The sequence below is a fragment of the Kordiimonas sp. UBA4487 genome, assembly GCF_002389025.1.
Classification (GTDB): Bacteria; Pseudomonadota; Alphaproteobacteria; order Sphingomonadales; family Kordiimonadaceae; genus Kordiimonas; species Kordiimonas lacus.
The window spans coordinates 129,973-150,861 of record NZ_DGNR01000011.1 but is presented as its reverse complement, the minus strand read 5'-3'; the positions used below and the strand labels follow the sequence as shown (position 1 = coordinate 150,861).

Below are 20,889 nucleotides of genomic sequence, written 5' to 3'. Positions count from 1 at the left end.
TGTTTCAGCACGGTGAAAAGCTGACGGCCGCCCCCAAAGCGTCTGAGATGCCACTCAGGAGTGCCGAGGTCAGGCAGGCGTGGAAAAACAGGATATCGACCAACAGGACGGCAAGAATGCCAAGGCCGGCGCTATAGCCATATCCAGCATAATCATTGAACGCGATGGTGGTCATCCAGTCCTGGCCGAAGATATACCAGCTGCTGCCTAGTATGACGCTTGCAATCAGGATGCTGCAGATGGGCAGCAGATGCAGGCGCGCTGGTGCCCTGAACAGGCATGCGGCAAGGGCAAGCAGGAACACCACCAGATTGGTCCCAAGGAATATGCGCACATCCTGCCGAAGTTCAGTCTGCACGGCATCATACTGGTTGGTGGCCGCTTGCGCCAAGCTGTCCATGGCTTTTGCTAGCCGGGCATGTCGTGCCTCTAGGCCAGCGCGCAGCTTCAATGCCAGCTCCGCCCGCGTTTCACACTTGCAGTGGGCAGCGACCACTGCGGCAATATATTCCGGGATTTCTGCCTTGAGACTGGCGGCTACTTGTCGCTGCTCCTCAGACAGAAAGGCGGATGCCCGTTCAGAAAGGGTTGTGGCGAGATGGGCTTGTGGGGACCGGCTCACGCGGTCTTGTACCTTTTCGGTCGCAAACGAAAGCACCATGGATTCAAACGCTTTGGGCTGAAACTGAACAAAGGCGAATGCGGCGGCAAACAGCAATGTCCCAAGCATGGCCACGGTGAGATTAAAGGTCCGGATTTTTGATAAGCTCCCCATTTTCATGACATGGGGGTGGCAGGGTAAAAAACAAGGGGCGATGGTTTCCCGCCGCCCCTTATGTGTTTTCAGTGCCGGGACCCTAGATCTTGCTGGGATACTCGGGCTGGATGTCCACTGGGATGTCGGCGGTGCGGGCGATCGCCGCCTTGGCGGCTTCATCCAGTTTGCCGTAGGTGCTCAGGAAGGCTTTGGCTTCACCGTAGTTACCATCACCCTGCAGCATCACAACCCGGCGAACGATGTCCGTCACCGCGGCTTCCATCTTGTCATAGTCCAGGCTGAAGCGGCCCGTCTCCGGGTCGGCGGTGAAGGCGCCGTCTTCCTTCAGCAGGCTATATTGGAAGGCTGCGCCCTGGCCGTGGGCTTCGTCGACGCCAAAACGCATGGCGCGGAACAGGCCGACAAAATAGGTGGCCAGCATATTGTCGCGCTCGACTTTCGGCAGCTCGCCCTTTTCCATCATGAAGAGGATGTTATAGACGCCCATGGCGTCCGCCTTGCCTTCTTCAATGGCGCTATAGAGCTCTTTCAGCTGGGCGTTCACAGTGGTCTCGACGCCGTCAACGGTGATGGAGCCAGGCCCCAGGCTGTGGGACAGCTCATGGAACAGCGTCTCGTTGGCCATATATTTGGCCATCAGCTTTTCAGCGTCTGCGGGCGCCAGGATATGTTCGGCCATCGGGTTCAGGATCAGCTTGAACTTGGCTTCCAGCACGTTATTGAGCAGGACCTTCTTCGCGCCTTTGGCTTCGCGTACGCGCTCATCGTTCGGCAGGTTGAAGGCAATGGTCTGCACACCCGGCACATTGTCGCCGCCGCCATGAATCTGGTAGGTGGCTGCAATCGGGCTTTCGAACCCACGCTTGAAGTTCTTGTAGCTGTCGTCCACCGGCAGGTTGGCTTCCATATCGCGCAGGTAATCCTTGTAGCGTGCGAGAGCCGCGCTTTCTTCCGGGTTCCTGATGGTAATGAAGGCTTCATAGGCGGCTTTGTAGCCAAAGAGGCCATCGGTATAGACCTCATAAGGCCCGATTGCGACTTCGATTGGTGTGTCGGCAAGGTCCATCCAGGCCATTTCGCTTTCGAAATAATCGTCTGTCAGGAAGCTTTTCGCGCGCAAAGTCAGGAACTTCTTCAGGCTTGGGTTCGACGTGATCTCAGCCGCTTCGCGCATCAGCTTGGCCGCGGGCTCAAGCCACTCGCGGTAATGCTCGCGGTAGGGAATGGCGACCAGCTTGTCGCCGTCACGGCGGATCACGGTATAGAGGCTGGTGAAAGCCTCTTTGTCCTCGGGGTGGGCCTCGATCCAGGCTTCAAACTCTTCTTTCGTCATGTCCGCCGGGTAAAAGGCGGCGCCTGCGGGCATTTCGGTGTTGCCGTAAAAGGGGTGCGCTTCCGCAACCGTATCCCACGGCCCAAAATGCAGGTCGAACATGTCCAGCAGCAGATCCTTGTTCGGCGCGTCTGAGGCCGCGATTTCAGCACGGATCGCCGGGTTGTCTTCGCTGCGCTGGCGCAGGTAGATCTCGCTCATCAGCTCGGCGGCTTCATTGAGCTTGTTCACGACCGCGCGCTCTTCATCCGTCAGGAAGCTGGTGTCCACATCCATCTTCACCTTGGCGATCTTGGCGCGCTGGGCCTGGAGGTCGTAGGCATGCTCTGCCGCGTGCTGTTCTTGCTGCGCCACAGGTTCAGGCGCGCTCTGGCTGGACATATAATAATAGCCGCTGGCAAGCGCGAGCGCCGCTGCCGTCAGGCCGATCACGGTTTTAGACATGATATTTTCCCCTTCTCATATTCTTGGTTTTTTATTCAGATGCCCCTGTCTTATTCAGATTTCGGGGCGGTATCCAGGTCCTCAAGCATCACCCGCACGGCTGCTTCAAGCTGCGCGTCTTTGCCTGCAGCAACATCACCGGGCATGTTTTTCACTTTCACATCAGGCTCAAGCTGTTTGTTTTCCATCCAGTCACCTTCTGTATCCAGAATGCCCATCTGCGGGATGCCGAATACCAGGTCACCGGTCATCAGCCGTTCCCACCAGACGTAGGAACAAGTACCCGGCACCGGCATGCCTACGGTCTTGCCCATTCCAAGCGCGGCAAAGCCCGCCGGGAAACAGTGCCCATCAGAATAGTTGCCTTCGTTCATCAGTACGATGGAAGGCTTGGTCCACTGTGTGAGCGGTTCGCCCTGGGCTTTGCGGCCGCGCGGCATGTTGGTCATATATTGTTTGCCGTCCAGGAGCTTGATCAGGTCGTTTGTCAGGTCGCCGCCCCGGTTGTTGCGGGTGTCGACAACCAGCGCTTCGGCGTTCATATAACGCCCGAACATGTCGCGGTAGACGCTGCGGTAAACATTGTCTGCCATGCGCGGTACATGGACATAGCCAAGGCGTCCGCCCGAGAGTTCCTCAACCAGCTTGCGGCGGCTTTCCACCCAGCGGTCATACATCATGTCTGCCTCATCGCGCAGGCTGGTGGGCTTGACGACAATATCGAAGGCCTCGCCGTCTTCCGGTTTGAAGGTCAGGCGGGTGCGCTCACCGGCCTTGCCGTCCAGAAGGGCGAACATGTTGGTCGTGGCATCAAGTTTGGTGCCGTTGATGGCTGTCAGGGTCATGCCGGCCGCGACTGTTTTTTCAGCCTCCAGCACTGGGCTGTCTTCCAGCACCTCAGTCACGCGGAAGCTGCCGTTCTCGAACAACAGGCCCAGGGCTGCAGTGCTGGTGCCGCCATTGCCGCCCCGATAGTAAGCGCCGGTGTGCGAGCCGTTCAGTTCCCCCAGCATTTCTTCCATCAGGCGGGCGAAATCCCGGTTGTTTGACGTGCTATCCACCTTTTTCGCATAGTCGCGGCGCATGGCATCCCAGTCCTGGCCGTGGAAGCCGGGCCGGTAGAATTTGTCATTCACCTGACGCCAGATATGCTCGAACAGGTAGCGGCGCTCGGCAGATGCCCTGATGGTCTGGTCGGCGGACACCTTGATGCCCTCAGGCTTGCCGCTTTTGGTGTCCACTTTCTTGAAGGCGCCGTCCGCCAGCAGGAACAGGGTTTTGCCGTCTTCAGAGAGGGTCATTGAGGCCCGGTCTGCGCCCAGCGGCAGCAGCTTCTTGGTCTCATTTTCCAGGAAGTCGTGAACCCACAGGTCATAACCGCCTTCAAACGACGACAGATAATAGAGCTTGTCCGCGTCCTTCGACAGGAGCGCCGTGCCAAGGTTGGACGAATGGATTGTCAGCCGCGCCTGGCGGTCTTCGATTTTGTCCCATTCGATGGCGATGGGCGTCACCTTTTCAGCGTCTTTCTTGTCGCTGTCTTTGGTGTCGTCCTCTTTCTCATCATCCTTCTTGGCTTTTTCCGCTTCGGCGTCCGCCTCTTTCTTCAGCGCCAGCTCTTCCTTGTTTGCCTTGAATTTGTCCCAGGCATCCTTGTTGAGGAAGCTGGCATAAATATCGAACTGGGTGCCGTGGCTGCCGTGGTCACGCTGGCCGTAGCGGGCGCTGTACCAATAGATGATGCCGCCGCTTTCGTGCCAGGTGGGCGACGTGTCCGTGTAGCCCGAAAGGCTGATATCATGTGGGCTTTCGCTGCCGTCGGCCGGCACAATGGCGACATTGGTGAAGAACAGGCGACCGTTTGAGGCGAAATCCGCCGTGATCCATTTGCTGTCGGGCGACCAGTCAAAGGTGATGTCCCCGTCCACATAGGAATAGTTCTGTGTGGCGTCCAGCACGGTGGTGACGCTTTTGCTGTCGCGGTCATAAACGCGGATATTGTCGCGCGTGCCAATGAAGGCGACCTTCTTGCCGTCGGGTGAAGACAGCGGCTGGAATGCGTCCTCGTCTGTTTCAAACAGCTCGGTTTCCTCAAACCCTGTGGCCGTGAAGAAATATTTCTCGCCGTCATACTTGCGGTTTGTCTCCATGATGCGCCACTTGCCGTCCCGCTCTGCCGCATACAGAAGGCCGTCACCGTCCTTGGTGAAGCTGACGCTGCGTTCCATGCCCGGCGTGTCGGTGATGCGGGTGGTTGTGGCGAATTCGGTTGAAGTGACAAACACGTCCCCGCGCGAGACGAAGGCGATTTCCTTGCCGTTCGGGGACACGGCAAACTCACCAATGCGGCCTGCAACCGACAGGCGCTCTTCTTCTGTACCGTGGCCATCATTGGCGAAGGTCACCTCAATGGCTTTCGGTTTCCTGCCGGGCTTGACGGTATAAAGATCGCCAAAATAGAGGTAGGCGAGCGTGTCATCCTTGGCCGCAGACAGGGACCTGACGGCATGCAGGCTGTGGTCTGTCAGTTGCCTGGCGTCGCTGCCCACTTTGCCGGCCCAGACGTTGAAGGTGCCGCTGCGGTCGCTAAGGAAATAGAAGCTATCATCCTTCCGGCCCCAAACCGGTTCCTGGTCACCGGCCGGGTTGGTCGTCAGTTGGGTATGGGCACCGGTGCTGGGATCATACATCCACACATCGCGGGCGAAGGCAGAGCGGTCGTGTTTCCGAAGATCACTTTCGCGGCCTTTTTCCTCCTGGTAGATCAGCTTGTCGCCGCCCTTGTTCCAGTGTGCGTTCACAGCCGGAAGGGTAAGAAGCTGCACAGGCGTGCCACCAGACAGGCCGACAGAATATAGTTCCGGATAGGCTGAAGCAGGGAACTGGCTGCTGGCAGCATCGTCCAGCCGCGCAGACTGGAACAGCACGCTTTTGCTGTCTTCTGTGAAATCGCTGGGGATATCGTCTGCAGAATGGAACGTCAGCCGGGTGGCATCGCCACCTGTCGCCCGCATGACATAGACATCCAGATTGCCATTGCGGTCAGACGCAAAAGCCAGCGTCTTGCCGTCCTTCGACCAGACCGGGTGGCCTTCCCAGGCTGCATTCACTGTCAGCGGAACGGCTGTGCCGCCTTTCACTGGGACCTTGTAGATGTCGCCCCTGTAGCTGAAAGCGATCTCGTCGCCGTTTGGTGAGATGGCGGCATGCTGGAGCCAGTTCGGGCTGATGTCGGCCGCGAGCGCAGTGCCGGACATAAGTGTGGCAAGTGTCAGTGTGATGGATGTCTTTTTCATTATATCCCCCGGGATCCCCGTTGTCGGCAGCTTCCCCCGAAGCGGCCACTTTTTATAGGGATTCTTCCTGCCACGCCTGAAGGCGGATTGCAACTGGTCCAGTAGTGGGACTGATTGCCGCGCCAGCGGGGACGTTGGGATGATGGAAAATGACACAAAAAAAGGGACGGTAAAAACCGTCCCTTTCCTACCTTGCGGTATGAATTCTGTTAGCGAAGCTTCAGCTCGCCAGCAGACATACGACCACGGCGGTCTTCAACCAGTTCGTAAGAAACAGGCTGGTTGTCTTCGAGGCCGGAAAGACCAGCGCGCTCGAGAGCAGAGATGTGTACGAACACGTCGTTGCCGCCATCTTCTGGTTTAATGAAGCCGAAGCCTTTAGTGGTGTTGAACCATTTTACAGTACCGTTTGCCATCTTAGTGGTCTCCAAGTAGTAGCGAAGTCAGTCGTGGCATCGGCGTTTTTGGAAACAGTTCGGTACCAAGCAGATCAGTCGCAGTCCGCATTCAGACTTGGGTCAAGTGATTCCAAATCCATGCAAAACGCACCTTATACTAACGCAGGCTGCTGTCCAGCAGATTCAAGATGTAACGGAATGAAAATTATATGACATTCCGGTTGGCCTGTGCCCTAAATGACGCAGCTTTCTATTTCCCGGCAATCTGCGCCAGCACCGCTGGCGTGTTTATGTTCACAAGGGCGTCACCCCAGGCAGGGTCTGACGGTATGCTTGTCACGCCAAAGGCGGCATGCAGGTCCCGTATGCGATCACCGATTATGGTGACACCTTCCTGCACGAGGGCGGTGAAGGGCAAATACATATCATCAAAGTAGGCCCCTGGTGTGTTTGCCAGCAAGGCCTTGATATGATTGGGCTTCAGGAAAGGCATGTCGACCGGCAGTACCAGGATGCGCGCGGGCTTTTGCAGGCGCGGCAGGTACGCGGCGATGGCACGTGCGGGACCTGCGAAAGGCTGTTCGTCTGCCGCGCCTAACGGGTGGTCCGGCCGCCCCAAGACGACAACCCGGTCGCTGCCCACCTCAGCGGCCAAATCGCAGGCGCGGTCAAGCATGCTGCGGCCGTCGATTTCTATCTCGGCCTTGTCTTGCCCCATGCGGCTGGAGCGCCCGCCCGCCAGGACGAATGTTGTCAGGGTTTCGGTCATGCCGGGGATGATAAGACGGATTTGTCCCATTTCATACGGCGAATCACCCGGGTTTGGGCGGTTCTTGTGCGCCCAAACTATATCAATGGTTTAGGAAAACAGCGAAACGGCGGCGTTGCCTGAAGGTTCCGGGTGTGGGATGGGGCAGATTGTCAGGTAGGTGTTGCTTTTAAGTAACGCCAGGAAAAGTGATGCGCTAAACGAAATATTATTACAATAAACTATAAGTAAATAACTGTTTATTTGGAAATATTTATTTAAATTTCCAAGAGAAATAGCGGAGTGGGCAAAATACCCGCTCCGCTTGGAAAGTTAAAACATGAGAGGAAACACCATCTGTGCTTCGTACCATTAGACAACCCATCTGACGCCATCCCTCCAACTTTTTTTGTTGCTGGCCTAAGACGGACGATCTATGACCAAACTATTGGTTCTGATTTTCCGTTTAGAAGGCGCAGGAACGCTGGTGTTTCAGTGCTCGGGGAAACGGGGGGCGAAGCGGGCCTTTTGGTGGCGACAGCCTCAAAGGCGGTACTTCGGATAGGTGAGGGAATATTTGTGCTGCGAAAAGCACCGCATATCAAACTGGTGAAAGACGGCGAGCCGGCACCCGAGGACGTGGGAGGCGGGGATCGTCCGCTTCTGGACGAGGCTGCGCGGCGTAAAAATATCCGGGCGCTTGAGGCCACCATCAAGGCCAGTCATGGGCTGTTGGTGGGCTGGATCACCAAGAAACTGGGCAATGCGGACGACGCATCCGATGTCGCCCAGGATGTTTATATGAGGGTCTACCGCTTTGCGAGTGTCGAAGTAATAGAGAACCCTCAGGCTCTCCTGTTCAAGACCGCGGCAAATCTGGCGATTAATGAATTGAAGCGCCGTGGCCGTGTGCTCAGGCGCCAGGTGCAGGTGGATGATGACAGTGTCTCGAAGACTGTCGCAGACCTGCCAACGGACGACCCGACGCCCGAAGAAGCCCTTGGGCACAGGCAGGATGTGGGGGAAATGATGGATGCGATCCGGGCGTTGCCTGACAAGCCGCGGATCGCCTTCATCAAAAACCGGTTTGAGGACAAGACCTATGCTGCGATTGCAGGCGAGATGGGTGTGTCCGAAAGCACGGTTGAGAAATATATGATGGACGCCCTCAAGCGCCTTCGCACCCGGCTGTTGAAGAAGCCGGGCGCTGCCATTTTGCCGTTACCCCGCAAGACGCGGCGGGGCCGGGGTGGCAAGGCGTGACAAAAGTGGACTACAGGCGAAAGGCCTTGAAGTGATGACAATAAGCAAGAAGCAGGACATAGAAGAGCAGGCGGCCCAATGGGCTGTGGGGCTTATGTCTGGCGACAATCGTGCGCATACCGAAGCGGACCTGGCGGACTGGCGGGACGAAGACCCACGCCACTCCCAGGCTTATGCTGAACTGGCGGCGATGACCGCTGACCTTGACGCGGTTGGCGAGGCTGCGCTCCAGGAAGAATTCGAGCGTGAGCTTCACGAGGCCGCCGAAGAGCGCAAGCGTCAGCGCTGGGTTGCAGGCATTTCTTCTCTGGCAGCAGGCTTTGTTGTTGCGGCTGTCTTGTCCGTGAGCATGTGGGTTTCAGCGCCTGAGCCGGTTACGTATGCGACTGCGAAGGGCCAGCGGTCCACCATCGCGCTGGCGGACGGTAGCGTGCTTCAGCTGAATACCAATACTCAGGTTACCACCCTTATGGAGGACGACGAACGCCACGTCACTATCGAACGGGGCGAGGCTTTCTTCAGCGTCAAGCGGGATGAAAGCCGTCCTTTCATTGTTGATGCAGGCGATACGCAGGTGCGGGTGCTGGGCACCAAGTTCAATGTCCGCCTGGGCGCTTCGTCGAATGTTGTATCGGTCCTTTCAGGTCTGGTGTCGGTCGCACAGCGGTCAGATGATGACGATGTGCGTGAAGTGGCACTTTTGCATGCGGGCGAGCAGGCAGAGCATGACGCCAACAAGAATGAGGCCGTTGTTGAAGGCTTCGATACCGGGTCCGTCATGGCATGGCGCACAGGTAAGGCGCTGTATCACGAGACACCGCTCAGTGTTGTTGTTCAGGACCTGAATCGCTATTTCAACGCACCGCTTGAAATAGCGGACGCGCAGTTGGCGGACCTGCCGGTATCCGGTACCTTTAACCTCACGGACCAGGACGTCGTTGTAGATGCCCTTGAATCGGCATTTTCAATTGACGCGGTCAAGCGTCTGGACGGCGTGATACTTCTTTATGCGAGACAAAAGAATTAGATCGTCCTAGAAGCGATACTCGTGCCAGCGGGGAGGCTTAAAAGGGCTCGGGATGAAGTGCAGTGGCTTGACATCGGTATCTTATTTGGCGGTGACCCTCGCTATAGGGGGTCCCGTTTTTGCGTCTGAGATTGCGGCAACGAATGAGGTTGCCAGCATCAACACCATGGTGCAGTTCGACCTGACAGGGAAAGCCCTCTCTGACGCCCTGCTGGAATTCACAGACCTGACAGGCCTTGGCCTGGTGTTCGACAGCCGCCTTGTTGCGGGCAAGGATGCGCCTGACCTGGCGGGCCAATATTCTGCCAAGGTTGCGCTGGACCTTCTGCTTGCCAACAGCGGCCTGCATGTAGTGGACGTGGGCGGCAATACGTTGGCGATTGTGCCGGTCCGGCCCGTGATTACGCGCCCGGTGGGTGGCGGCGCAGGCTTCGTACCGGTGACAGACACAGGAAGCCTGTCACTGAGCGCCACAGCGGTGATCGATGAGCTGCTGATTGTTGGCACCCGCACCAGCAATCCGCCTTACTATAAATTCAAGCCGACCCAGGCGCTGGGCGGCGAAGATGTGCAGTTTGGCGGCAAGGTGAATGTTTCGGACTTTCTGTTTGAACTGCCAAGCATGTTGTCGGATATCACATCAGCCAATACCACGATCTTTGGTACCCCGGCCGGGCTGAACATGGCCGACCTCAGAGGTATCGGGCCGGAGCGGACGCTTGTGCTGGTGAACGGACGGCGATTCGTACCCACATTTGGTGGATCGCTGACGCTTTACGGTGTGGACCTAAACAGCATCCCCGCGTCATTGGTGGAACGCATTGAAATCATCAACGGCGGCGCAGCGACTTCCTACGGCGGTGAGGCGGTTTCTGGCGTGGTGAATTTCACCCTGCAGGACCATCTGGACGGCTGGAGCGGTGCCGTTCAGGGCGGTGTGACAGAGCGCGGCGACCGTGAGGAAATTCTGGCCACCCTGACCTTCGGCAACGAATTTTCGGAAGGCAAGGGCAGTGTGATCGCAAGCCTGACCATCGATGATCAGTCCGGCCTTTATATGTCAGACCGGGAAGTAACGTCGAACCCAAGTGGCTTTGCCCTAAATGGACGCCGGTCGTTTGAAGAAGGCGCTGTGTTTACGCGTGGGTTTGGCGGCAGCAGTTTTGTCCCGGAAGGACACTTCCAAAGTGTTGTCTTGCCGGGGGGCGACATTGCCTCATTGTCGGAGCGCTATCTGTTCAATGAAGCCGGGACGGCGATTGAGATGCATGAAGGCCGCGAAGACCAAATCTATAATTTCGCTAACGGGCATACGTTGATCACCCCGATTGACCGTGTATTTGCCACCCTGAACCTGAATTATGATATTGCCCCGGGCCACAAGCTGATATTCGAGAACAGCCTTGCGGACACCAAAGTCGTTTCTCAATTGGCGCCAATACCGCTGTCGCTTGGCTCAGGCCTGACGATTGAGGACGGCAAGCTGGTTACAGTGCCGCTGAGCAACCCTTTTGTCCCTGACGATGTACGAGCGCTGCTGGCCGAGGAAGGCCTGTCAGGCGCCGAGGGCCTGATCCTGTCGCGCCGTATCGTTGAATTGGGCCCGCGCCGAACGCACATCGCGCGCCGCACCATCCGGTCTCTCATCGGTTTCCAGGGCATGATGGCACCCGGTTGGTCCTATGACGTCTATTATCAGTTTGGCCGAAACGAAGTGGATGAAGAGAGAGACGGCCTCCTTGATCTCAAGAATTATGCTGCGTCGCTCGACCCGGACCTGTGTGCCCGCACCGTCGGATGTAGCGTGATAAACCCGTTCGGGTTTGGCCATCTGAGCGACTCCCAGGTGGACTTCCTGAAGGCGCCAAACGCCACGCGGAAAATCCATACCCGCCAGAATATATTCAGCTTTGCGATTTCCGGGCCGCTGGAATGGTTCACAGACGAGGACACCAAGCTGACGCTCGGGCTTGAATATCGACATGAAGCCCTGGACGACGAGCCTGATCCCGCACTGGAGGCCCGTCCGGTCAGTGGGTCACTGGTTTTCCCGGGTTCAAGCGGCAGCTTTGATGCCATCGAAGGCTTTTTCGATGTCACCGCACCGCTTTTGAAGGATCTGCGATTCGCCAAGGAACTGACGGCCACCTTCGGTCTGCGCCTGTCTGATTTTTCCACCACCAGCGGTATCATCAACTGGCATGCCGGGGGATACTGGAATCCGGGCGGTGGCGTGTCTGTGCGCTTGTCCTACCAAAGCGGGCGGCGTGCCCCCAATATTGCCGAATTGTTCGCGGGCGGACCCAGTGGTTTCGATACGTTCCAGGATCCATGCGCCGACCTCAGTCCTTTTGACAGCAGCACCCTGGCAGACAACTGCCGCAGCAACGGCCCGCTTGGAGTGCCCGATGGTTTTACGCAGAGCCAGTCGCCTGTCGATATCCAAAGCTTCGGCAATCCGAATCTGAGCGAGGAGCGGTCGTCGAACCTGACATGGGGCCTGTCGCTCGATAGCGATGGCCTTTTTGATCATTTCCCGGGTCGTTTCCGGCTCTCGGTCGACACCTACCGCATCAAGGTGTCGAATTATATCGTCAATCTGGATGCTGACCAGCTTCTGGATGTGTGTTACCGGAGCGAGGGACTGACCAACATTTTCTGTGGCGACAATCCGGTAACCGGAAGCCCCTATATCCAGCGTGATCCGTCAACAGGGAACCTCTTAGCGGCCACCGGTACCATCTTCAACGCCGGCAAATTCTGGTTGAAGGGCTATGATGTCGAACTCCAGTATCTGCTGGACCTGAAGGGACAGGATAGCTTCATTGATGGGGTGACAGTGTCCGGGCTTTATTCGCGAAACCTGGATGCCAGGCAGCAAAACTCCGCTGACGGCCCGGTTGAAGAATTGCGTGGTTTGCCGAAATACCCAAAGCACAGGCTTCAGGCCGGTGTCAGCTTTGATATGGGTAATGTAACGGTGGATTGGGATGTGCGCATCCGGGGTAGTGCCACGTCCAACCTTGCATTCACCGATCTGCCTGAGGCACGAATTCCTACAGTCATCTATAACGACATTGCTGCGCGGGTGCGGATGAACAGCCATGTCACCTTCTATGGCGGTATTCGAAACCTGTTTGACGAAGATGCCCCGCGGGTATTTGCGGGCTCCGTGCAGGACACATTCCCCCAATTCTATGACACGCTGGGTCGTCGCTTCTATCTGGGCGCCGTATTTGATTTCTAGCGTGTGAAGGGGTCTGACTCATTGGGCGCCTGTGGCGCCCTTTGGTCAGTAGAGCCTGATGTCGACGCGGCGCAAAACGGAACCGCGTCGGTTGGGCGGGAAAGTTAGTCGAGCGACCAGTTCAGCGGCAGCACAAATGTAAGGTCTGTCCGGCCATCAGGCAGCGGCGGCAGAGGGCTCAGCTTGCCGATAAGCGGCGGGATGGCGCGGTCCAGCACATCTTCGCCCGTGGCTTCAACAATTTCATAATTGCTGATGGTGCCATCGGCGGCCACAGTCAGGCGCACTTTGGCACGGCCTTCAATTTGCCTGGCAACGGCCAATCGGGGATAGCCCTGTTTAGCCCTCACCTTCTGTACAACGGCCTGCTGCCAGTCAGTCATTGCGTCTGCGAGCACTGCAGGGGATGAGAAACAAAGGAACGAGGCTACAAGAATTGCGCTGGTAAGTCGGATCATCATGGCCAATTACCTTTATGATGTTACGCCGTCATGGTGGCGCTGGCTGGAGCCCGGAGGCTCCCAAATAAAAGCGTATCCACTATGCACAGGACCGGTTAACAATCATTAAACCATAGGATGAAGGGCAAGGGAAACTGCATCACAATAGAATGTGTGGTGCAACGCCCGCGCATTGCCTATGCTATGGCGGAAGTTCCACCGGCGATATGAGGAAGTCTATGAGCCGCGCACTGGTCCTTTTTGCGCACCCAAACCCCCAGCGTTCGCGCCTGAACAGGCATTTGATTCTGGCTGCCAGGCAGGTGCCGGAGGTGGCAGTGCATGACCTTTATGAAATGTATCCTGACATGCATATCAACGTCGCGCACGAGCAGGAAGCCTTGGTGCAGGCGGATTTGGTGGTCTTTCAGTTCCCGATTTACTGGTTCAGCGCCCCTGCTATTTTGAAGGAATGGCAGGACAGCGTGCTGACCAAGGGATTTGCGTTTGGCGCCGGCGGCACGGCTCTCAAGGGCAAGCATTTCATGCTGGCGGTCACCACCGGCGGTGATGCGGCATCCTACGCTGAAACCCGCCCGCACGGGGCCCCCATGTCTGCCTATCTGAGGCCATTTGAACAAACGGCCAGCTTTTGCGGTATGCGGCTGGTGACACCTTATATCTGTCACGGTGTTGGCCAGATCACACCGGCCGATATCAAGGGCGAGGCCGAGCGCTTCACGGCTGCTATCCGGCGCCATGTCATGGAGAAAGCCGCATGATGACAGAAGGATTTCTTGAAAGCGCGATGATCTATCTGGCGGCCGCCGTGATAGCGGTGCCCATATTCAAACGCCTCGGTCTGGGGGCGGTGCTGGGCTATCTGGTGGCGGGCATGGTGATTGGCCCCTGGGGCCTGAAGCTGATTTCCGACGTGGACACCATCTTCAAATTCTCCGAATTCGGAGTGGTCATGTTGATGTTCCTGATCGGGCTGGAGCTCAAGCCTGCGACCTTGTGGCAGCTCAGGAAGCCGGTATTCGGCCTGGGCGGCGCGCAGGTTCTGATGAGCGTGCTTCTTCTGGGCTTATGCGCCAGTTTGCTGGGCCTTGAACTTGGGGTGGCGCTTATTGCGGCACTTTCGCTTGGCGTTTCGTCCACCCCGATTGCGCTGCAATCCCTTGAGGAACGGGGCCTGTCGAAAAACCCTGTGGGGCGGCTGACCTTTTCGGTTCTGCTGTTCCAGGACCTGGCCATGATTCCGGTGCTTGCCATCGTTCCCTTGTTTGCCACCCATGCCATAGCGCAAGACCTGGGTGTTGCCGCCTTCCTCAAGCCGTTCGCCGTCTTCCTGTTGATCATCGTTGGGGGGCGCTATCTCTTGCGGCCGGTGTTCCGTTTCATTGCAGAAACACGCCTGCGGGAGGTGTTCACGGCCTTTTCCCTGTTCCTGGTGATCGGTACCGGCCTGTTGATGCAGGCGGTGGGCATTTCCATGGCGCTGGGCACCTTCCTTGCTGGTGTGCTGTTGGCCGAATCAGAGTATCGGCACGAGCTTGAACTTAACCTGGAGCCTTTCAAAGGCTTGCTCCTCGGCCTGTTTTTCATAGCCGTCGGTATGACGGTGGATTTCTCGCTGTTGATCGCCGACCCATTGCGGGTGCTCATGTTGCTTGGCGGCTTCCTGGCGGTGAAGATTTTGGTGCTGCTTGCACTGTCCCGCCCCGCGAAAATGTCGCTGGCGGATGGCTGGCTGTTTGCCTTTGTGCTGTCGCAGGGCGGCGAGTTCGCCTTTGTTCTGATTTCCCTGGGGGCGCAGGCCGGGCTGGTGGACACCGAACTGGCGGGCCTTCTGGTGCTGATCGCAACCTTCTCCATGCTGACAACGCCAATTTTGATGCTGGTTTATGACCGCTATATCTGCCCACGTGTGTGCCGGGAGCAGGAGCTGGAAAGCGACGTGCGGGACGAAGGCCATCCGGTCATCATCGCCGGCTACGGGCGCTTCGGCCAGATTGTCGGGCGGCTGCTGATGTCGCTCGGGATCCCCATTACAGTATTGGACCATAATCCCAACCACATTGAGATGCTCCGGAAATTCGGCTTCAAGGTTTTCTATGGCGATGCCGGTCGGCTCGACCTTCTGGAAGCGGCGGGGATAGCCAAGGCCCGGGTCCTGGTGCTGGCGATCGATGATCAGGAAGTACTTCTGGAGACGGCCAAGCTGGTCAGGCGGCTTTATCCTGATCTGGCGATCCTGGCGCGCGCCCGGGGGCGGGGCGATGTGTCTGACCTGGCTGAAATCGGTGTCACGCTGGCGCGCCGGGAAACGTTCGGTTCCGCGCTTGAGATCGGTGAGCTGACACTGAAAGAACTCGGTTTCGGCGCCCATCAGGCGCACCGGGTGGCGCGCAAGTTCCGCGGCTATGACGAAAAGATGCTGAAGGATTCGCGGCAGTTCCGGGGCGACCAGAAGAAGGCCATCGACTTTGCCATCAAGGCGCGGCAGGAACTCGAGCGGCTGATGCAGGCGGACGAGGAAGAGATCAAAGGCCGTGACAAAGATTGGCAGTAGGCCTTGACCTGGGTGCACCGGCCGCGTTAAAGCCGCGCCAAGACAAGCCCGAATTTAAGCGAGAGAGATATGCCCAGGAAACTGACCGTCACCGTACTGAAGGATGAAAAACCGTTCCTGAACGGAACTTTCGATGTGGCCGACCAGGACTATCCCGTTATCGTGAATCTGCTTCGGGAAGTGGATATGACCCACGGCCAGGCGGCATCGATGCTGTCGGGCTACATGCACGCAGGTGATGTGGGCAAGGTGACGGACGAGATGGGCAAACTGGCCATGCTGGCGGTGGTCTATATGCTTGAGGCGGGCGAAACGGACATCGAAATCCCGCTCGAGACCGGCGCCGCGGCACCAAACGCCTAACAGAAATTTCATCTTTTCAGGCCATAGTGGGCCGCCCAAAGCTTGCATTTCCGGGCAAAATGGCCCAGAAGGCACGCTCAATTTTGCGCGGGGTGCGCGCGTGCGTGCCCTTAACCCGCAACAGACGTCTCCAACGCTGAAGGAAATCCCGTGCAGTCGACGGCAAAAAACAAGGCCAGCCTGGCCGCGAACTTCACCCCTGACCGTATCAAGACCGAGGTCCTGTCGGGCCTGACGGTGGCGCTTGCGCTGGTGCCGGAAGCGGTGGCCTTTGCTTTCGTGGCCCATGTGCATCCGCTTGTTGGCCTCTATGCCGCCTTTATCGTCGGGTTGGTGACCGCGCTGTTTGGTGGTCGTCCGGGCATGATCTCCGGCGCCACGGGCGCGCTTGCGGTCGTGATGGTGTCACTGGTGGTGACGCACGGTGTTGAATATCTGTTCGCAACCGTGATCCTGATGGGCATTATTCAGGTGCTGGCGGGTATTGCGCGCCTCGGCAAGTTTATCCGCATGGTGCCATACCCCGTGATGCTTGGGTTCGTGAATGGCCTCGCGATTGTGATTTTCCTGGCCCAGCTTGGCCAGTTCAAGGTGAAGGACGCTGAAGGTGCGCTGCACTGGATGGCCGGCGAACAGCTTTTCCTGATGCTTGGTCTGGTGGGTCTGACCATGGCGCTGATCGTGCTTTCCGGCAAATTCATCAAATTCCTGCCTGCACCGCTTGTGGGTATCCTGGCGATATCCGGTATTGTGATCGGCCTTGATCTTGATGTGCGCACGGTGGGTGACATGGCGTCCATCGCTGGCGGCCTGCCGGACTTCCATATCCCAAGCGTCCCGTTCAATCTGGAAACATTCGGCATCATCCTGCCCTATGCCCTGATCCTTGCCGCGATCGGCCTGATCGAATCGCTCCTGACGCTGAACCTGGTGGCGGAAATTACCGAGACCAAAGGCGGCGCCAGCCAGGAATGTGCGGCCCAGGGTGCGGCCAACATCATCACTGGTTTCTTTGGCGGCATGGGTGGTTGTGCCATGATCGGCCAGAGCATGATCAATGTGGAATCGGGTGGCCGTACGCGGCTGTCGGGCACATCCGCGGCGTTGTTCCTGCTGGCTTTCATCCTGTTCGCAAGCGGTCTGATCGAACAGATCCCGCTGGCCGCCCTTGTGGGTGTAATGTTCATGGTGGTGATCGCAACTTTTGCCTGGTCCAGCCTTCGCATCATGCACAAAATCCCGAAATCCGATGCCTTCGTGCTGGTGCTGGTGTCTGGTGTGACCGTGGTGAGCGATCTGGCCATGGCCGTTGTCGTGGGCGTGATCGTGGCGGCGCTGGTGTTCGCCTGGAAAAGCTCCACCCGGATCGTGGCGCGCGTGGAACAGGACGCCAAGGGCCGCAAGGTCTACCGTCTTTCGGGCCCACTGTTCTTCGGCTCGGTTGAAAGCTTCAATGAGCTGTTTGACCCCAAGACAGACCCAGACCGTGTGATCGTTGATTTCGCAGAAACCCGGGTGCTGGACCATTCTGGCCTGCAGGCCATCGATGCGCTGGCCGACCGCTACAAGCGCGCTGACCGCACGCTTCGGCTTGTGCACCTGTCGTCTGACTGCAAGGCGCTTCTGAAAAAAGCGGGCACTATGGTCAAGGCCAGCCATGAGGAAGATCCGATCTACGGCGTGGCTGTGGACTATGGCGAACAGCTGAGCAAGTCCGCCAGTTGGTAAAGAAAATTCAGGGCCCGCGCGGCCCTGTTTTTTTTGCCTGAAGACACTCTCGATAAATTGTATACAATTTCCTTTTCTTGCCGGGAAAAGCTGATAGTCTGCGCGCAAACTTGATGAGTATAAGCGAGGGACAGCAATGACAATTGGCGTAGGGGGCTCAACAGCCCAGGAAGAACTGGCGAAACTTTCCGATATGACAGCGGGCGTGTCGCCCATCGGGCGGGGCGAATTTGACGCGCGGCTTCAGAAGGCCCGCACCCTGATGAAATCCGAAGGCCTCGAGGCCGTTTATCTGAACGCAGGCACCAACCTTTACTATTTCACTGGCACGCGCTGGTACGCCAGCGAGCGGCTTGTGGGCGCGATCGTGACACAGGATGCGCTGCATTATATCTGCCCGGCGTTCGAGATTGACACAGTCAAGGACTTCATGGGCGTCGAGGGCGAAATCCACGGCTGGGAGGAGCACGAAAGCCCCTATGAGCTGTTCGGGAACCTGCTTGCGGACCTTGGTATCAAGGATGGGCGCATCGGCATGGACGAAAGCACCAGCTTCGCCATGACCAACGGCATCCGCCTGACCCATCCGGGCTATGACTATGTGGACGCCAAGCCGGTGACCGCCGGTTGCCGCACCCGCAAAACCAAATCCGAAATCGCGCTGATCAAACGCGCAATGGAAATGACCATCGAGGTGCACAAGGCTGCCGCGCGCATCCTGCGCGAAGGCATCACCACGGCGGAAGTGAAAGAGTTCATCCACGAAGCGCACAAGCGCGTGGGTGCCCCGAAGGGCAGCTATTTTGTGATTGTGCTGTTCGGCAAGGCCACCAGCTTCCCGCACGGGGTGAGCTATGAGCAGACCTTGAAGGAAGGCGATACGGTGTTGATCGACACCGGCTGCCAGCTGCATGACTATATTTCCGATATCACGCGCACCTATGTGTTTGGTGAACCAAACGCCAAGCAGCGCGAGGTATGGAATGTGGAAAAGGCGGCACAGGCGGCGGCGTTTAAAGCCGCCCAGCTGGGCACGCCGTGTGGTGACGTGGATACCGCCGCGCGGGCCTATGTCGAAAGCAAGGGCTATGGCCCCGGCTACAAGACACCGGGTGTGCCGCACCGCACCGGCCACGGAATCGGGCTTGATATTCACGAATGGCCCTATCTGGTGAAAAGTGACCGTACACCGCTTGATGTCGGCATGACCTTCTCGAACGAGCCGATGATGGTGATCGACGGCGAGTTCGGCGTGCGGCTAGAGGACCATTTCTATATGGCCGAAGACGGCCCGAAATGGTTCACCCAGCCCAGCCACAGCATCGATGACCCCTTCGGGCTTGAGGCTGCTTAGTCAGCTATGACGCAAGGTTCGAGCGGGGAAAACCCGCTCGCGGCCGCCCGCCAGACATTTGCCGAGATGGACGTATCAGACGGCGCGGTGCCAAGCGAGGCGCGAGAACTGCAGAAGGCCAGCATAAAGTCGGCCTTCTGTGCCGCGTCAAGCAGGGCGTCGGTGAGGATATCGATTTTGGGGCGGATGTCGTCACCTAGCGACGGCACAGTATCGAACTTTTTCGCGCCAGTCGCGCGCCATTCCTTGAAAAGGCCTGCTTGCAGCGTTTTGGACGCTTTCATCTGGGCCGTCACCACGCGCCGGGCGAACTCTGGGTCCAGCCCCATTTCTGTGGCGCGTTTGATGGTTGCGTCCAGCACAGCAGCCTCGCGCTCAGGCGCTTCAATGGGCAGGTCGTTGTTCCACTTATAGCGTGCCACGTCGGCCATGACGCCCAGCCTGCTGGCGATGGCCTCCTTCAGGGTTTCCAGCCGCGCCATATGATCCTGCCGCGGTTTGCTGAAACTCACGGAAACGTTGGCTGCTCCGGCCTCCGACAGCTTGACCTTGAAGATCTGGTCATAGACATCCTCGCCCGCATATTTGAGGTGGGAGCCAGCCAACAGGTTCGCCAGCATGGGCGTCGTGTTGCTGTGGCCGACCACCAGAAAGACGCCGTCCTTGCTTTTCAGCTCCGCGGCGAAGGCGTCAAGCGCCCGCGGGTCATAGAGGTTGACGGCAAGGCCTGCTTTTTCCGCAGTTGGCTGCGCCGTTTCGCGCGTGCGCTTATAGTCGGTCGAATAGATGCCGGTCAGCCCTTTGTCTGCAAGATACCCTGCGATCCAATCGGCACGGGCGCGGCCCATGGCTGTCAGGTCAGGGTCGCGGGTGCCGTCGGCGACCTTTTCGGCATGGCGTACCAGATAGATGGTGGCGTCAGCCAGCGCGGCGGGGGCGGCAATCAGAACAATGAAAAGGAAAGCGAAAAGGCGGGTCATGGCGGGTCCTATCTACAGTGCTCTGACATCCAGGAAGTAACGGTGGTGTTGAAGGCAACGCGGGTCCAGGCAAAGCCATGGTCGCCTTCCATCACCACGTGGCGGAACGGGTCTGCGCCGCCAGCCTTCGCGGCGTCCGCGAGCGCTTGTTGGCCTTCAGGCGGCACCACGACATCCTGCTTGGCTGTTACAATCATCAGCGCGCGGCCCTTGAAGGCTACCATCCTGGACTGCAGATTGAAGGCTGCCTTGTTGGCCATTGTTTCCTTGATGAGGTCCGCGAAGCTATAGTCCTTCAGGCCCGGTACCGGCACATTGGCGTCCGCGCTTACAACAGTATTGGGGTCGGCCGCTTCCACGAAGTTCACAAGGTCTGCCGGGGCAGCAGCCACCGTACAGGCCAGCTCCGCGTCCATTGCGCCATTCATCAGCGCATTGAAACCGCCCAGGCTGTGGCCGAACAGGCTGACGCGGCTGGGATCGATACGGTCCTTGCCCGCTTGGCCCTGCGCCCGCACAAAGGCGACAGCCGCTGCGGCGTCTGCCACCACATTCCTGACTGAATAATCGCCGCCTGATCCCCAGGCGCCGCGATAGTGGAAATAGAGCACATTGAAACCCGCCCGGCGCAGCATCTGGGCCGTATCCAGGTTCTTCTCATTGCCCGGGAAGCCGTGCAGCATAACGACAGTCGGGTGCGGCCCGGCACCGTTCGCCAGATACATATGGCCGTTCATCATGGCATCGCCGCTTGGGATTTGAAGCTCCACCATGCCCGGTGGGTTGTCGGCATCGATGGTGACAGGATCGCTCAGAAGCGGGTCCGTGTCCGCAAAAGCAGGTGCAGTAAAGGCCGCCAGAAGGCCAAGAATGATGCGCATGATTGTGCTCCCCAATCCGAATGTAGTGGCAAGT

Annotated in this window: 16 protein-coding genes; 8 read left to right on the top strand and 8 right to left on the bottom strand. The window is 58.0% G+C overall.

The window, feature by feature from the left end:
* Nucleotides 1–4: 4 nt before the first annotated feature.
* The 5 genes from B3Z17_RS06205 to mobA form a co-directional block, all read right to left on the bottom strand.
* A complete protein-coding gene (locus B3Z17_RS06205; protein WP_286829007.1) occupies nt 5–775 on the bottom strand; it encodes a hypothetical protein in 771 nt (256 codons plus the stop codon).
* Between the two features lie 82 nt (nt 776–857).
* Nucleotides 858–2,555, bottom strand: a complete 1,698-nt coding sequence (locus tag B3Z17_RS06200; protein WP_286829006.1) for a dipeptidyl-peptidase 3 family protein — start codon at nt 2,553–2,555, stop codon at nt 858–860.
* Between the two features lie 50 nt (nt 2,556–2,605).
* On the bottom strand, nt 2,606–5,851 hold the full coding sequence (locus tag B3Z17_RS06195; protein WP_286829005.1) for a S41 family peptidase: 3,246 nt from the start codon (nt 5,849–5,851) through the stop codon (nt 2,606–2,608).
* A 209-nt stretch (nt 5,852–6,060) separates the two neighbouring features.
* On the bottom strand, nt 6,061–6,267 hold the full coding sequence (locus tag B3Z17_RS06190; protein ID WP_068150689.1) for a cold-shock protein: 207 nt from the start codon (nt 6,265–6,267) through the stop codon (nt 6,061–6,063).
* A 232-nt stretch (nt 6,268–6,499) separates the two neighbouring features.
* On the bottom strand, nt 6,500–7,048 hold the full coding sequence (mobA, locus tag B3Z17_RS06185) for a molybdenum cofactor guanylyltransferase (protein WP_286829004.1): 549 nt from the start codon (nt 7,046–7,048) through the stop codon (nt 6,500–6,502).
* Nucleotides 7,049–7,576: 528 nt separating this feature from the next.
* Between mobA and B3Z17_RS06180 the strand changes: the two genes are divergently transcribed.
* The 3 genes from B3Z17_RS06180 to B3Z17_RS06170 all read left to right on the top strand — a co-directional run bounded on the left by B3Z17_RS06180 (nt 7,577) and on the right by B3Z17_RS06170 (nt 12,534).
* Nucleotides 7,577–8,260, top strand: a complete 684-nt coding sequence (locus tag B3Z17_RS06180; RefSeq protein ID WP_068308188.1) for an RNA polymerase sigma factor — start codon at nt 7,577–7,579, stop codon at nt 8,258–8,260.
* A 34-nt stretch (nt 8,261–8,294) separates the two neighbouring features.
* A complete protein-coding gene (locus B3Z17_RS06175) occupies nt 8,295–9,287 on the top strand; it encodes a FecR family protein (protein WP_286829003.1) in 993 nt (330 codons plus the stop codon).
* Nucleotides 9,288–9,354: 67 nt separating this feature from the next.
* Entirely contained in the window at nt 9,355–12,534 is a 3,180-nt protein-coding gene (locus tag B3Z17_RS06170; protein WP_286829002.1) for a TonB-dependent receptor, read from the top strand.
* A 104-nt stretch (nt 12,535–12,638) separates the two neighbouring features.
* On the opposite strand, the gene B3Z17_RS06165 is transcribed toward B3Z17_RS06170, so the two are convergent.
* Nucleotides 12,639–12,917: an energy transducer TonB gene (locus B3Z17_RS06165; protein WP_241493437.1), complete on the bottom strand. Its 279-nt coding sequence runs from the start codon at nt 12,915–12,917 to the stop codon at nt 12,639–12,641.
* A 296-nt stretch (nt 12,918–13,213) separates the two neighbouring features.
* Here B3Z17_RS06165 and B3Z17_RS06160 point away from each other — a divergent pair, with 296 nt between their 5' ends.
* The 5 genes from B3Z17_RS06160 (at nt 13,214) to B3Z17_RS06140 (ending at nt 18,994) form a co-directional block, all read left to right on the top strand.
* On the top strand, nt 13,214–13,756 hold the full coding sequence (locus B3Z17_RS06160) for an NAD(P)H-dependent oxidoreductase (RefSeq protein ID WP_286829001.1): 543 nt from the start codon (nt 13,214–13,216) through the stop codon (nt 13,754–13,756).
* Nucleotides 13,753–15,549, top strand: a complete 1,797-nt coding sequence (locus B3Z17_RS06155) for a monovalent cation:proton antiporter-2 (CPA2) family protein (RefSeq protein ID WP_068308173.1) — start codon at nt 13,753–13,755, stop codon at nt 15,547–15,549. The genes B3Z17_RS06160 and B3Z17_RS06155 overlap by 4 nt, the downstream gene beginning before the upstream one ends.
* Before the next feature lie 69 nt (nt 15,550–15,618).
* Nucleotides 15,619–15,912, top strand: a complete 294-nt coding sequence (locus tag B3Z17_RS06150; protein WP_068308170.1) for a hypothetical protein — start codon at nt 15,619–15,621, stop codon at nt 15,910–15,912.
* 150 nt (nt 15,913–16,062) lie between these two features.
* A complete protein-coding gene (locus tag B3Z17_RS06145; protein ID WP_286829000.1) occupies nt 16,063–17,640 on the top strand; it encodes a SulP family inorganic anion transporter in 1,578 nt (525 codons plus the stop codon).
* 136 nt (nt 17,641–17,776) lie between these two features.
* Nucleotides 17,777–18,994 carry a M24 family metallopeptidase gene (locus B3Z17_RS06140; RefSeq protein ID WP_286828999.1) on the top strand — a complete coding sequence of 406 codons (1,218 nt, stop codon included), beginning with the start codon at nt 17,777–17,779 and terminating at the stop codon, nt 18,992–18,994.
* On the opposite strand, the gene aroQ is transcribed toward B3Z17_RS06140, so the two are convergent.
* Complete coding sequence (gene aroQ, locus B3Z17_RS06135) at nt 18,991–19,974, bottom strand: gamma subclass chorismate mutase AroQ (protein ID WP_286828998.1); 984 nt, start codon at nt 19,972–19,974, stop codon at nt 18,991–18,993. The genes B3Z17_RS06140 and aroQ overlap by 4 nt on opposite strands.
* Nucleotides 19,975–19,982: 8 nt before the next feature.
* Nucleotides 19,983–20,855, bottom strand: coding sequence for an alpha/beta hydrolase family protein (locus B3Z17_RS06130; protein WP_286828997.1), 873 nt, complete (start codon nt 20,853–20,855; stop codon nt 19,983–19,985).
* Nucleotides 20,856–20,889 lie beyond the last annotated feature (34 nt).